Origin of the sequence: Caballeronia concitans, from assembly GCF_001544615.1 — a bacterium.
GTDB lineage: Bacteria > Pseudomonadota > Gammaproteobacteria > Burkholderiales > Burkholderiaceae > Caballeronia > Caballeronia concitans.
On the sequence record NZ_FCNV02000017.1, the window covers coordinates 43,209 to 56,445 of the forward strand.

At 64.1% G+C, this 13,237-nt stretch carries 12 protein-coding genes and 1 other RNA gene; 6 read left to right on the forward strand and 7 right to left on the reverse strand.

The window, feature by feature from the left end; genetic code table 11:
* Positions 1 to 3: 3 nt before the first annotated feature.
* The 7 genes from AWB72_RS25985 to ffs all read right to left on the reverse strand — a co-directional run bounded on the left by AWB72_RS25985 (position 4) and on the right by ffs (position 6,318).
* Positions 4 to 1,041: an ABC transporter substrate-binding protein gene (locus AWB72_RS25985; protein WP_040050147.1), complete on the reverse strand. Its 1,038-nt coding sequence runs from the start codon at positions 1,039 to 1,041 to the stop codon at positions 4 to 6.
* A 71-nt stretch (positions 1,042 to 1,112) separates the two neighbouring features.
* Entirely contained in the window at positions 1,113 to 2,318 is a 1,206-nt protein-coding gene (locus AWB72_RS25990) for a CaiB/BaiF CoA transferase family protein (protein ID WP_040050148.1), read from the reverse strand.
* Between the two features lie 88 nt (positions 2,319 to 2,406).
* Positions 2,407 to 2,619 (reverse strand): DUF1653 domain-containing protein, encoded by a 213-nt coding sequence (locus tag AWB72_RS25995; protein WP_040050208.1) that lies wholly within the window; start codon positions 2,617 to 2,619, stop codon positions 2,407 to 2,409.
* A gap of 20 nt (positions 2,620 to 2,639) precedes the next feature.
* Positions 2,640 to 3,236: a recombination mediator RecR gene (gene recR, locus AWB72_RS26000; protein ID WP_040050149.1), complete on the reverse strand. Its 597-nt coding sequence runs from the start codon at positions 3,234 to 3,236 to the stop codon at positions 2,640 to 2,642.
* A gap of 38 nt (positions 3,237 to 3,274) precedes the next feature.
* Complete coding sequence (locus tag AWB72_RS26005) at positions 3,275 to 3,601, reverse strand: YbaB/EbfC family nucleoid-associated protein (protein ID WP_014191628.1); 327 nt, start codon at positions 3,599 to 3,601, stop codon at positions 3,275 to 3,277.
* Positions 3,602 to 3,676: 75 nt separating this feature from the next.
* Entirely contained in the window at positions 3,677 to 6,031 is a 2,355-nt protein-coding gene (gene dnaX, locus AWB72_RS26010) for a DNA polymerase III subunit gamma/tau (protein WP_087128957.1), read from the reverse strand.
* Positions 6,032 to 6,219: 188 nt separating this feature from the next.
* Positions 6,220 to 6,318, reverse strand: an RNA gene (ffs, locus tag AWB72_RS26015) — signal recognition particle sRNA small type.
* Between the two features lie 323 nt (positions 6,319 to 6,641).
* On the opposite strand from ffs, the gene trxA reads away from it, so the two are divergent.
* The 6 genes from trxA (at position 6,642) to AWB72_RS26045 (ending at position 13,176) form a co-directional block, all read left to right on the forward strand.
* On the forward strand, positions 6,642 to 6,968 hold the full coding sequence (gene trxA / locus AWB72_RS26020) for a thioredoxin TrxA (RefSeq protein ID WP_008349330.1): 327 nt from the start codon (positions 6,642 to 6,644) through the stop codon (positions 6,966 to 6,968).
* A gap of 237 nt (positions 6,969 to 7,205) precedes the next feature.
* Positions 7,206 to 8,471, forward strand: coding sequence for a transcription termination factor Rho (gene rho, locus AWB72_RS26025; RefSeq protein ID WP_040050151.1), 1,266 nt, complete (start codon positions 7,206 to 7,208; stop codon positions 8,469 to 8,471).
* A 116-nt stretch (positions 8,472 to 8,587) separates the two neighbouring features.
* Positions 8,588 to 9,424 carry a M90 family metallopeptidase gene (locus AWB72_RS26030; protein ID WP_040050152.1) on the forward strand — a complete coding sequence of 279 codons (837 nt, stop codon included), beginning with the start codon at positions 8,588 to 8,590 and terminating at the stop codon, positions 9,422 to 9,424.
* 128 nt (positions 9,425 to 9,552) lie between these two features.
* A complete protein-coding gene (locus AWB72_RS26035) occupies positions 9,553 to 9,807 on the forward strand; it encodes a type B 50S ribosomal protein L31 (RefSeq protein WP_040050153.1) in 255 nt (84 codons plus the stop codon).
* Positions 9,808 to 10,015: 208 nt separating this feature from the next.
* Positions 10,016 to 11,779: an ArnT family glycosyltransferase gene (locus AWB72_RS26040; protein ID WP_040050154.1), complete on the forward strand. Its 1,764-nt coding sequence runs from the start codon at positions 10,016 to 10,018 to the stop codon at positions 11,777 to 11,779.
* 44 nt (positions 11,780 to 11,823) lie between these two features.
* A complete protein-coding gene (locus AWB72_RS26045) occupies positions 11,824 to 13,176 on the forward strand; it encodes an MATE family efflux transporter (protein WP_040050155.1) in 1,353 nt (450 codons plus the stop codon).
* The last annotated feature ends 61 nt before the right edge of the window (positions 13,177 to 13,237 follow it).

A 13,237-nucleotide genomic window follows, 5' to 3' on the forward strand; every position in this document is an offset into this window, starting at 1 on the left:
CGCTTACGCCTTGACGGTCGCGAGCGCCTTCTTCACGAAGTCGTTGGTCCACGTCTTGGAGACGTCGATCGGCTTGCCCTTCACGGTTTCGTCGAACGCCTGCAGCGTCTTCAGCGACGTCGCCGGGCCGTCTTCCGGCATCAGCCCGTCCGGCGACATGGCTTCCTTCACGTGTTGCCACGAATCCAGATACAGCGCGCGATCGCCGAGCAGATAGCCTTCCGGCACCGTCGCGATCAATTCCTTGCCCGACGCCGTCTGCAGCCACTTCAGCGCGCGGACCATCGCGTTGGTGAGCGCCTGCGTCGTGTTCGGATTCTTGTTGATGAAGCTCTGCGACGTATAGAGACAGCCCGCCGGCATGTTGCCGCCGAACACGGTCTTCGTATCGGCGAGCGTGCGCGTGTCCGAGACGATGCGGATATCGCCCGCGCGGTCGAGCTTCGTCATCACGGGATCGAGGTTGGCCATCGCATCGATCTGGCCGGATTGCATCGCGGCGATCGCGCCCGCTCCCGCGCCCACGCCGATGAACGACACATCGCTCGCCTTCAGCCCCGCTTTCGCGAGCACGAAGCTCGCCATGATCGATGTCGACGATCCCGGCGCCGTCACGCCGATCTTCTTACCCTTTAAATCCGCGACGGACTTGTAGTTCGGCATCGCCTTCTTCGATACGGCGAGCACGATCTGCGGCGCGCGGCCTTGCAGCACGAACTCGCGGAAATACTGGTTCTTCGCCTGCAACAGAAGCGTGTGTTCGAATGCGCCCGATACGACATCGGCGCTGCCGCCGACCGCCGCCTGCAACGCCTTCGCGCCGCCCGCGAAGTCCGCGATTTCGATCTCGAGCCCTTCGTCCTTGAAGTAACCGCGTCGCTCCGCGATGGTGAGCGGCAGATAGTAGAAGAGATTCTTGCCGCCGACCGCGATCGAAACCTTGGTCTGCTCAGGCTTGCCTTGTGCAAACGCGAGCGGCAAGCCCGACATTGCACCACTCGCGAGCACGGCGCTGCTCGCGATGAACGTTCTGCGCTTCATCGTTGTTCGTCTCCTATTCCTTGCAACGTTCGTTGCCGGATGTTTTTTTCGTTTGCGCGGCGTGTGCGCGCCTAGATGACCTTGGCCGCTCTCAGCCGCGCGATATCGTCAGGATGATACCCAAGCGTTTGAAGTACTTCATCGGTATGTTCACCGAGTCGAGGACCGAGCCAGCGCGTCTCGCCGGGCGTTTCCGAGAGCTTCGGCGTGACGTTCGGCAGCGTGATCTCGCGACCGTCCTGCCACGGAAAGCGTTGCAGCATCTGGCGCGCGATGTACTGCGGATCGGCGAACATGTCGGCGACGCTGTAGATGCGTCCCGCGGGCACGTCGGCGGCGTTGAGCACGGCGAGCGCTTCGTCGATGCTGCGCGTCGCGAGCCAGGCGGCGATGGCGTCGTCGATTTCCTGCGTGCGCGGCACGCGGCCATCGTTGGAGGCGAGCGCGGGATCGTCGGCGAGATCCGCGCGGTCGATCGCGGTCATCAGGCGCTTGAAGATCGGATCGCTGTTGCCGCCGATCACGATGCTTCCATCGCGGCACGGATACGTATTCGACGGCACGATGCCCGGCAGCGACGCGCCCGTGCGCTCGCGCACGAGCCCATAGACGCCGTATTCGGGCACGACGCTCTCCATCATGTTGAAGACGGCTTCATAGAGCGCGACGTCCACCACCTGCCCCTTGCCGCCGTTCACTTGCCGATGATGCAGCGCCATCAACGCGCCGATCACGCCGTGCAGCGCCGCGATGGAATCGCCGATCGAAATGCCGATGCGCGGCGGCGGCAAATCCGGATAGCCGGTGATATGACGCAGGCCGCCCATCGATTCGGCGATCGCGCCGAAGCCCGGCCGATCGCGATACGGCCCGGTCTGCCCGTAGCCGGAGAGCCGCACCATCACGAGGCCGGGGTTCTCGGCGGACAGGACTTCATAGCCGAGGCCGAGCTTTTCGAGCAGACCGGGCCGAAAGTTCTCGACGACGATATCGGCTTCCTTCGCCAGCCGCCGCACGATCTCCTTGCCCTCTTCCGCCTTGAGATTGACCGTCACCGATTTCTTGTTGCGCGCCTGCACCGCCCACCACAGCGACGTGCCGCCCACTTCGGGATACAGCTTGCGCCACTTGCGCAGCGGATCGCCGCCGTTCGGATCTTCGATCTTGATGACATCCGCGCCGAACTCGCCCATGAAGCGCGCGGCGAACGGCCCGGCGATGAGCGTGCCCAGTTCGAGCACCTTGACACCGGCAAGCGGCCCGGTCGTTGCGGTCATTCTCGTCTCCTTGTGTCGGCTCCGGTGTTGGAGCACCGGCCCGCCTGTTCGATTTGTTTATGTCACGAGGGCCTTTCCTTGCACGACTTCAGAGCGGCTTGAAGCGCGGCGTGCCGTCTTCGAGCGACTCGTCGAACATCGCGGTCGGCCGTACCCACAGGCCGCGCTCATGCGGCCAGAGATGTTCATAGACCGTCATTTCTTCTTCGGTCTCGGAATGCCGCGCGACGCCGATCACGCGATAAAGCCCGCCCTTGTAATGCCGATGCGTGGCAAGCGCGAGTGCTTCGGATTCTGTCATGGTGGATTGATCCTGCTGATTCATACGGAACGGCGATCGATCATCGCGCGCGCGATGGTGCCCGCATCGACGTATTCGAGTTCGCCGCCCACCGGCACGCCGCGCGCGAGCCGCGTCACCTTCAGCCCTTTCGACTTGAGCGTCTGCGCGAGGTAATGCGCGGTGGCTTCGCCTTCGTTCGTGAAGTTGGTGGCGAGCACCACTTCCTGCACGACGCCGTCGAGCGCGCGGTTGATGAGCCGGTCGAAGTGAATTTCCTTCGGACCGATTCCGTCGAGCGGGCTGAGCCTGCCCATCAGCACGAAATAGAGCCCGCGATACGTGAGCGTCTGCTCCAGCATGATCTGATCGGCGGGCGTTTCGACGACGCACAGCAAGGCCGGATCACGCTCTTCGTCGAGGCAGACTTCGCAGATGGCCGCCTCGGTGAACGTGTTGCACTTCTCGCAGTGGCGCAGATGCTCGGTCGCGAACAAGAGCGACTGGCCGAGCTTCTCGGCGCCCGCGCGGTCGTGCTGCATCAGGTGATACGCCATGCGCTGCGCCGACTTGGGACCGACGCCGGGCAGCGCGCGCAGCGCTGCCACGAGCGCCGACAGGGCGGAAGGTTGTTTCATGTGTCCTCATGACGCGCCCCGCTCGGAGGCGCGCGGATTTAGAACGGCAGCTTGAAGCCGGGCGGCATCGGCATGCCGGCCGTCATGCCGCTCATCTTTTCCTGCGTGGTGGCTTCGGCCTTGCGCACGGCGTCGTTGAACGCGGCGGCGACGAGGTCTTCGAGCATGTCCTTGTCGTCGGCGAGCAGGCTCGGGTCGATTGACACACGCTTCACGTCGTTCTTGCAGGTCATCGTCACCTTCACGAGACCGGCGCCCGACTGGCCCTCGACTTCGATCAGCGCGAGCTGGTCCTGCATCTTCTTCATGTTTTCCTGCATCTGCTGAGCTTGTTTCATCAGCCCGGCGAGTTGGTTCTTCATCATGGTTCGGCTCCTTCCTGAAAAGCGGATATGCGGATGGCGACAAGCGCGCCGCCACGTACGGCGGCGCGCCTTTTCTTACTGTGCTTGCTGGGCCTGCTGTGCGGACGCGCCCGATGCGAGCGGTTTGATCGAACCTTCGACGATGCTCGCGCCGAAATCGCGGATCAGCGACTGCACGAACGGATCGCGCTCGATCTCCTGCTCGGCTTCCTGCTGGCGCTTCGCGCGTTCGACGGCATCGAGCGCGGCGGCGGTGCGACGCACCGGTCCGACGTCGACCTTGACCTCGACCGTGCGGCCGAGCTTGTCGGCGAGCGCCGCCTTGAGCTTCGCGACGTGCGCGTTGTCGGCGTACATCTGCACCGCGACCGAAAGCGTGACGGAATTTGCGTCGCAGGCGGTCAGTTCGCTATTGAACGCGAGCTGGTAAGCGACGCCCTTGAGCGGCAGTTCGACGGCAATCGCGGCCCATTCGACCGCGACGCCGAGGGCATCGAGCGGCACGGCGGGCGGCAGCGGCGTCGTATCGACTTTCGGCGCGGCCTTGGGCGCGGGACTGGCGTTAAAGCGCATGTCGTCGGGACCGCTGTCGAACGCGGGCACGAAGCCGTCATCGGGCGGCATGAAGTAGTCATCTTCCGACAACGCCGGCGGATAGTCGTCCGGCGGCATGTCCTCCCAAGGCGGGACGACCTTCGCGGCGGCCTTGGGCTGCGGTTGGGACGCGGCGGCGGGCGGCGTGGGTGTGTCGCGACGCGGGGTCGGCACCGGGACTTGCACGGCCGGCTTGCTGGCGGGCTTCGGCGCGGCGGGCTTCGTGGCTGCCGGAGCATTTGCGGAAACCGCCGATCCCCCGCGCGCCCCGCGATCCGACGATAACTTCATGCCCGCGCTGCGCAGCACTTCGAGCGCGGCGCTTGCACCGCTTCTGGCGCTCGACACGGCGGGATTGGCCGGCTGCGCTTCGGTTGGGCTTTGCGTTTGATTCGCGGCGGCGTCCGCTGCCTGCCGGGCGGCTGCGGGAAGCGGCGCGGATGCGGCGGGCGGTTCGTCCGTCGCGTGACTCTGCTCGACTGCGCGCGTCGCGACGACCAGCGGGGCGTCAGTAGCCGTTGCGACCGCGGCTGGCGCATCCGCCGCACTTTGCGCAGCCGGCTCTTCCGCCCGCGACGGCTTCACGCCAGCCGCAGGTTCAGGCCGATCAGCCGCTGCAACATTCGTCGCTTTCGCCGAAACCGGCGCCGGCGCGACCGCACGCTCGGCCATCGATCCGGCGAGCGCGGCGCTTCGCTGTCCCTTCGCCGCTTGCGGCGCGCTGACGGCGACTCCGCCGCCGCCCGGCCCGCCCGCCGGCTCGAACGCCAGCATGCGCAGGAGCGTCATCGTGAAGCCGGCGTATTCGTCGGGCGCGAGGCCCAGTTCGCCGCGCCCCACCGTCGCGATCTGATAGAACAGCTGCACGTGCTCGGCGGAAAGCATTTCCGCGAAGCGCCGGATGTCCGCGGCTTCCGGCCACTCGTCCAGCACCGACGACGGCGCGAACTGCGCCCATGCGATCCGATGCAGCAGGCTCGCCAGATCCTGCAGCGCCGTCGAAAACGACAGGCTGCGCAGCGCCATTTCATCGGCGATGGCGAGCACGCCTGCGCCATCGCTCGCGGCGAGGGCATCGATCAGGCGAATGAGATAGCTCTGATCGAGCGCGCCGAGCATGCCGCGCACGGCTTCCTCGGTGACCTCGTTCGCCGAATACGCGATAGCCTGATCGGTCAGCGAAAGCGCGTCGCGCATGCTGCCGTCCGCCGCGCGCGACAAAAGCCGCAGCGCCTGCGGCTCGAACGTGATCTGCTCCTGCTGAAGAATGTTCTCCAGATGCGAAACGATATGTCCCGCCGGCATCTGCTTCAGATTGAACTGAAGGCAGCGCGAGAGCACCGTGACCGGGATCTTCTGCGGATCGGTGGTCGCGAGAATGAACTTCACGTGCGGCGGCGGTTCTTCCAGCGTCTTCAGCATCGCGTTGAAGGCGTGGTTCGTCAGCATGTGAACTTCGTCGATCATATAGACCTTGAAGCGCGCATCGACGGGCGCATAGACCGCGCGCTCCAGCAAGGCGGCCATTTCATCGACGCCACGGTTGCTTGCCGCATCCATTTCAACGTAATCGACGAAACGGCCCTCGTCGATTTCCCGGCACGCGCGGCACACGCCGCACGGCTTCGACGTCACGCCGGTTTCACAGTTGAGCGCCTTCGCGAAGATGCGCGAGAGCGTCGTCTTGCCGACGCCGCGCGTGCCTGTAAAGAGATACGCGTGATGCAGGCGGCCGCCGTCGAGCGCGTGCGTGAGCGCCCGAACGACATGCTCCTGGCCGACGAGCGACTCGAACGATTTCGGCCGCCATTTGCGTGCGAGAACTTGATAGGTCATGCGCGAAATTGTATCAGCAACGACTTGGGGCAAACGCCGTTCGGACGGGCGATGCAGGCGTCGGGAAGGTCTCTTCCGGCACGAAGACGAAAACGCAAACGCGCGCGATAAAGCCGCCGCCCGGGCCGAAGATAACGATATAGATGGGGGAGAAACTACAGAAGAAAAGCGCGCAGAAAAAAGCGGAAGGTGACGAGCCCGACCCTCGGCACTGGTGGAAAACGGCTGTGGCTGCTTCGTTCCCGACCTGACCAGGTTGACCGCGCCACCATGCGAGGAGGCCCGTCACGTCGAATTGTATCACGCCCCGCGCACGGCCCGGAAGCCCGCCGTCGGTGTCCTCTTGCGCAGCGCGGTTTCGCCCTCAGATCGGTGATGTCAGCCCGCTGTGCCATCGACCTATCGGGCATCGGCAACGGATAGCAAAGTAGGCTAAGATGGCACATGACTTATTCGTGACCGGCGCATTGCACCGTCAGTTGCGCCGACAGGCGGCACGGCGTCCGGAGAGCGGAGTTCGTTGCGCCTGTGCAGCGAAAATCCTTTTCAGTTTTGGTGTATCGTGGCGAGCATTCCAACGCGGCCTCGATTCAATTGAGGTATTCAGACAATGAGCGAATCAATCAAGCACATCAGCGACGCTTCTTTCGAACAGGACGTCGTCAAGTCGGATAAACCTGTCCTTCTCGACTTCTGGGCCGAGTGGTGCGGTCCGTGCAAGATGATTGCCCCGATCCTCGACGAAGTCGCCAAGGATTATGGCGATCGTCTGCAGATCGCGAAGATCAACGTGGACGAGCATCAATCCACGCCGGTCAAGTTCGGCGTGCGCGGCATTCCCACGCTGATCCTGTTCAAGAACGGCGCGGTCGCCGCGCAAAAGGTCGGCGCGTTGTCGAAGTCGCAACTGACCGCGTTCCTCGACAGCAACCTGTAACGGCATCGTCGGCGCCGCTTTCGCTTCATCGCGGCGGCTCCGGTACGATCGCACCCGCCGATGTTGTCGCACGACAACATCGGCTGAAAAGCCCCGCCCCCGGCCTTTCCGAGGCTCGCGCGGCGTGTGCTATGCTAGAATTACAAGACTTCAAGAAGTATTAAGTCCTAGAGCGGTTCCGCTCACCTCTTCCCCAAATCTTTCTGTTGCACCTCTTCTCCCTGGCGGGAAATCCGTATGCATTTATCCGAGCTCAAGTCTCAGCACGTGTCTGCACTGATCGAGATGGCCAATGGCCTCGAGATCGAAAATGCGAACCGCCTGCGCAAGCAGGAATTGATGTTCGCGATTCTTAAAAAGCGCGCCAAGGCGGGCGACACGATTTTCGGCGACGGCACGCTCGAAGTGCTGCCGGACGGCTTCGGTTTCCTGCGCTCGCCCGAGACTTCGTATCTCGCGAGTACGGACGATATCTATATCAGCCCGTCGCAGATCCGCCGTTTCAATCTGCATACCGGCGACACGATCGAAGGCGAAGTGCGTACGCCGAAAGACGGCGAGCGTTATTTCGCGCTCGTCAAGGTCGACAAAGTCAACGGGCAGCCGCCCGAGGCCTCGAAACACAAGATCATGTTCGAGAACCTCACGCCGCTGCATCCGAACAAGCCGCTGCCGCTCGAACGCGAAATGCGCGGCGAAGAAAACGTCACGGGCCGCATCATCGACATGATCGCGCCCATCGGCAAGGGTCAGCGCGGTTTGCTGGTCGCATCGCCGAAGTCGGGCAAGACGGTCATGCTGCAGCACATCGCGCATGCGGTGAAGGCGAATCATCCGGACGTCGTGCTGTTCGTGCTGCTCATCGACGAGCGCCCCGAAGAAGTCACGGAAATGCAGCGCTCGGTGAAGGGCGAAGTGATCGCCTCCACGTTCGACGAACCCGCCGCGCGTCACGTGCAGGTCGCCGAAATGGTGATCGAGAAGGCGAAGCGCCTCGTCGAAATGAAGCACGATGTCGTGATTCTGCTCGACTCCATCACGCGTCTCGCACGCGCGTACAACACGGTCGTGCCGGCATCGGGCAAGGTGCTGACGGGCGGTGTCGACGCCAACGCGCTGCAGCGTCCGAAGCGTTTCTTCGGCGCGGCGCGCAATATCGAGGAAGGCGGTTCGCTCACGATCATCGGCACCGCGCTGATCGAAACCGGCAGCCGCATGGACGACGTGATCTACGAAGAGTTCAAGGGCACCGGCAACATGGAAGTGCACCTGGAACGCCGCCTCGCGGAAAAGCGCGTCTATCCGTCGATCAACCTGAACAAGTCGGGCACGCGCCGCGAAGAACTGCTCATCAAGCCGGATCTGCTGCAGAAGGTCTGGGTGCTGCGCAAGTTCATTCACGACATGGACGAAGTCGAAGCCATGGAATTCCTGCTCGACAAGATCCGTCAGACGAAGAGCAATTCCGAGTTCTTCGACATGATGCGCCGCGGCGGAAGCTGATCCATCGCGCTGCGTCACGCACAAAAGACCGCCTGCATCGTCAGGCGGTTTTTTTTGGCTTTCGCGCGCAGAGTCCTTCGTACAATCCGGTTTATCTTCCCCGATCCGCCCGACCGATGGCCAACCTCTTCACCCGCTGGTTCGGCGCGCAACGCCGCGAGCGCGCGCTGCGCAAGTACGCAATCGACGACACGCTCTGGCAGCGCACGCTCGACGCCTTTCCGTTCTATCGCCATCTGAGCGACGCCGATCGCCAGCGCCTGCGCGAGACGACGAGCCTTTTCATCGCGCAGAAGGAATTCTCCACCGCGCATGGGCTCGAGCTGACCGACGCGATGATCGTTTCCATCGCCGCGCAAGCGTGCCTGCCGGTGCTCAATCTCGACCTCGACTTATATAGCGGCTGGGTCGGCGTGATCGTGTATCCGGGCGAGTTCGTCATCAGGAAGACGGTGGAGGACGAAGCCGGCGTCGTCCATGAAATCGAGCACGATGCGAGCGGCGAAGCGTGGGAAGGCGGGCCGGTCGTGCTCTCGTGGGAAGACACGCAGATGGCCGATTCGTCCGACGCGTACAACGTCGTCATCCACGAATTCGCGCACAAGATCGACATGCTCAACGGCGAAGCGGACGGGCATCCGCCGCTCTTTCGCCGCTGGCACGCGCCGCTCGACAACGCCGCGTGGTCCGACGTGTTCGACAACGCCTACGACCACTTCTGCGCCCGCGTCGATGGCGTGCCGCAGCGGCGCTGGAGCCGCTTCGAGCGCGAATCGCTGATCGATCCTTATGCGGCGGATCATCCGTCGGAGTTTTTCGCGGTGTGCAGCGAGGCGCTCTTCGTCACGCCCGAGGCGTTCGAGGCCGAGTACCCGGAGCTGTATCGGCTGCTCGCGCGTTATTACCGGCAGGATCCGGCGGGCGTCGGCGCGCTGGCTGCGTCGTCGGCGTGACCGGAAAAGTGTCAACCGACTGATTTTCTGGCATAATCGCCGTTTTTCGACCCCAGGCAAGTGACTCGCGAAGGCCACCGTAGAAAACGGTGCGGCGGGTTGGCTACCGCCAGATACCAGGAAAGACCATGAAAGAAGGCATTCACCCGGATTACCGCGAAGTCCTGTTCGTCGACATGTCGAACGACTTCCGTTTCGTGACCCGCTCGACCATCCAGACGCGCGAAACCGCCGAATTCAACGGCAAGACCTACCCGCTCGCGAAGATCGAAGTGTCGTCGGAATCGCACCCGTTCTACACCGGCCAGCAGAAGATCATGGACACGGCCGGCCGCGTCGAGAAGTTCAACAACAAGTTCGCACGCTTCTCCACCAAGAAGTAAGTCGGGCTTCGAGTTTCAAAGAAAGGGCAGCTTCGGCTGCCCTTTTTTGTCGCTGCGCGTTATTCGATGAGCGCTGTAGCGCAACGTTGCGCAATCGGCTCGCGTCGCGCGCGCTCCACCCCGACACGACTACAATGCCGGATGCTCCGGCCCCGCTGCACCGTCGTCGCACGTCCCAACGGCCCGTCCTTCCATCAAGCCTTCTCGCATGCGATCTGTCGTTCGTCTGACCGCCTCCGCCACCAGCGCCCTGCCGCGCTGGCTGCTGCTCGCCATCTGCATCACATACGCATCGTTCGGCCTCTTCGGACGCGATCCCTGGAAGAACGAGGACGCGGCGGGCTTCGGCGTCATGTGGACGATGGCCAACGGCGACGCCCGCGACTGGCTCCTGCCGAACCTGCTCGGCAAGGCAGCCACCGGCGACGGCCCGCTGATGTACTGGCTCGGCGCATCGTTTATTCGCGTGTTGAGTCCGTGGGTCGATGCCAGCAACGCCTCGCGGGTCATCACCGGACTGCTCTTCTGTCTCACGTGCGCGTTCGTGTGGTACTCGGCCTATCTGCTCGGCCGGCGCGATGAGGCCCAGCCCTTCAAATACGCGTTCGGCGGCGAGCCGGAACCGCGCGATTACGGCCGCACGCTCGCCGATGGCGCGCTGCTCATCCTGCTCGCCTGCTTCGGCCTCGCCGAGCGCGGCCACGAAACCACGCCGCAGCTCGCGCAGTTCGCCGGCACCGCGATGCTCATCTACGGCCTCGTGCGCAGCCTCGACAAGCCTATACACGGCGCGCTCGTTTGGGGCGCGGCGATCGGCATCGTCGGGCTGTCGAGTTCGCCGGTGCTGGTGTTCGCGCTGCTGCTCTGCACGCTCGCGATGACGGTCATCGTGCGTCAGGTGCGCGCCGCGCCGCTGCTGATTTTCGGCTTGCCCGTCGCGGTCGTGCTAATCGCCGCCTGGGTGCTGCCGACGCTACATTTCTTCCCCGATGACGGCGAATGGTGGCTGCGTCAATGGTGGCGCAACAGCTTTCATACGTTCACGGGGCCGCCTTCGCTGGAATTCGGCTACGCGATAAAGAACCTGCCGCTTTTCACGTGGCCCGCGTGGCCGCTCGCGATCTGGGCGTTCGTGAGCTGGGGCGGCATGCGCCGCTCGCCGCACGTCGCGGTTCCGCTGTCGATCATCGGGCCGCTGCTCGTGCTGGTCGTGCTTCAGGCGCACGAAACCAACCGGCTCTTCATGCTGCTCCTGCCGCCGCTCTCCGTGCTCGCGACCTTCGCGCTGCCGACGCTCAAGCGCGGCGCGATCAACGCAATCGACTGGTTCGCGATGCTGAGCTTCACGATCATCGGCTCGCTCGTCTGGCTCGTATGGACGGCCGGCATGATCGGCTTTCCCGCGCCGATGGCCCGCAATCTCGCGCGCCTCGCGCCCGGCTTCCATCCCGAATTCAAGCTGATCTCGTTTATCTGCGCGGTCGCGGTGACGGTCTGCTGGTTCATGCTGGCCCGCTGGCGTCTCACGCGTCATCCGAAGGTGCTGTGGCGCAGCGTCGTGCTGTCGAGCGCGGGCACCACGCTGATGTGGGTGCTGCTCATGACCTTGTGGCTGCCGGTGGTCAACTACAGCCGGACGTATCGCGATGTCGCGGAGCAGATCGCCGCGCATCTGCCGCCCGACTACAACTGCATTTCGCCCGCGCGGCTCGGCGATGCGCAAATCGCCACCTTCGCGTATTTCGGCGGCATGCAGTTTGCGTTCGACGAAGATTGCGACGTGATCCTGCGTCAGGATCGCGCGGATTACGGCGATCCGTCGTCGATGTCGGCGTATCAATGGAAGCTCGTCTGGGAAGGCCGGCGCGTCGCCGACCGCGATGAGCGCTTCCGCCTCTACGTGCGCATCGAACGACCGGTTCCCCCGGCGAAAAAACCGCTGCGCCCGAGAAGTTTGCGCCGTCCGCAATAAAGGACATGACCACGATATCTCCTCTTCACAGCGGCACGACCGGCATGTGGAGCGACGTGCGCAGAATCGCGTCGCTCGCATGGCCGGTGCTGATCGGCCAGCTCGCGGTAATCGCGTTCGGCGTGATCGATACCGCGATGGTCGGCCGCTTCTCCGCCACCGATCTCGCCGCGCTCGGCTTGGGCTCGTCGGTGTACATCTCCGTGTACATCGGATTGACGGGCATTCTCGTCGCGCTGCAGCCGATCGCCGGGCAGCTCTTCGGCGCGGGCCGCGAAAGCGAGATCGGCGAAGAGACGCGCCAGGCGTTGTGGCTCGCCGCGGCGCTGACCGTCATCGGCTTCGCGCTGCTCTATTTTCCCGAACCGCTGCTGAGTCTCGCGAAGGCGCCGCCCGCGCTGCACGACCGCACGGTCGACTATCTGCGCATTCTGTCGTTCGGGCTGCCGGCGAGCCTCGTGTTCCGCGTCTATAGCTCGCTGACGAACGCGGTAGGCAAGCCGCGCCTCGTGATGTTCCTGCAGGTCGGCAGCCTGATGCTCAAGTTCCCGCTCAACAGCTGGTTCATCTTCGGCGGCTTCGGCGTGCCGGCGCTCGGCGGGCCGGGCTGTGCGCTCGCGAGCACGCTGATCAACTGGGCGCTCGCCGTCGTCGGCATGGCGGTGCTCGTCAAGTTCGAATTCTTTCGCCCGTTCGGCATCTTCGCGCGCTTCACGTGGCCCGCGTTCAGGCGGCAAGTCGCGCTCTTGCGGCTCGGCATTCCGATGGGCCTCTCTTATCTGATCGAAGTGACGTCGTACACGTTCATGGCGCTCTTCATCTCGCGCTTCGGCACGACGACGCTCGCGGGCCATCAGATCGCGGGCAATCTCGGCGCGGTGCTCTACATGACGCCGCTTTCCATCGGCATTGCATCGTCGACGCTGGTGTCTCAAGCGCTCGGCGCACGGCGTTTCGACGACGCCGCGTCGATCTCGCGCCACGGCATCGGCATGGCGTGCGTGCTGGCCTTCGTCTACGGCGTGGTGCTGCTGGCCGCGCGTCCGCACGTGATCGCCGCCTACACGCCCGATCCGAACGTCATCGCCGCCGCGATGCCGCTCGTGCTCATCATCTTCTTCTATCACCTCTGCGACGCGCTGCAGATCACCACCGCGTTCATCCTGCGCGCGTACAAGGTGACCATCGTGCCGACCGCCATCTATGCGGTCGCGCTGTGGGGCATCGGGCTCGGCGGCGGCTACCTGCTCGGCTTTGATGTCGGCGGCGCGGTTCCGGCGTCGCTGCAGGGCGCGCGCGGCTTCTGGATCGCCAATTCGCTGAGTCTCGGCGTCGCGGGCGTCGGCCTCTTGCTCTACTGGCGGCGCGTGAGCGCGCGGCATCTCGGCACGACCTGACCGCGCGAGGCGAATTCGTCGAAAAGCGTCGATACGCCGACAATCCGCAGAAAGGATGCCG

Coding starts and splice junctions, on each gene's coding strand:
- AWB72_RS25985 (WP_040050147.1), bottom strand. CDS start 1,041: ATGAAGCGCAGAACGTTCATCGCGAGCAGCGCCGTGCTCGCGAGTGGT.
- AWB72_RS25990 (WP_040050148.1), bottom strand. CDS start 2,318: ATGACCGCAACGACCGGGCCGCTTGCCGGTGTCAAGGTGCTCGAACTG.
- AWB72_RS25995 (WP_040050208.1), bottom strand. CDS start 2,619: ATGACAGAATCCGAAGCACTCGCGCTTGCCACGCATCGGCATTACAAG.
- recR (WP_040050149.1), bottom strand. CDS start 3,236: ATGAAACAACCTTCCGCCCTGTCGGCGCTCGTGGCAGCGCTGCGCGCG.
- AWB72_RS26005 (WP_014191628.1), bottom strand. CDS start 3,601: ATGATGAAGAACCAACTCGCCGGGCTGATGAAACAAGCTCAGCAGATG.
- dnaX (WP_087128957.1), bottom strand. CDS start 6,031: ATGACCTATCAAGTTCTCGCACGCAAATGGCGGCCGAAATCGTTCGAG.
- trxA (WP_008349330.1), top strand. CDS start 6,642: ATGAGCGAATCAATCAAGCACATCAGCGACGCTTCTTTCGAACAGGAC.
- rho (WP_040050151.1), top strand. CDS start 7,206: ATGCATTTATCCGAGCTCAAGTCTCAGCACGTGTCTGCACTGATCGAG.
- AWB72_RS26030 (WP_040050152.1), top strand. CDS start 8,588: ATGGCCAACCTCTTCACCCGCTGGTTCGGCGCGCAACGCCGCGAGCGC.
- AWB72_RS26035 (WP_040050153.1), top strand. CDS start 9,553: ATGAAAGAAGGCATTCACCCGGATTACCGCGAAGTCCTGTTCGTCGAC.
- AWB72_RS26040 (WP_040050154.1), top strand. CDS start 10,016: ATGCGATCTGTCGTTCGTCTGACCGCCTCCGCCACCAGCGCCCTGCCG.
- AWB72_RS26045 (WP_040050155.1), top strand. CDS start 11,824: ATGTGGAGCGACGTGCGCAGAATCGCGTCGCTCGCATGGCCGGTGCTG.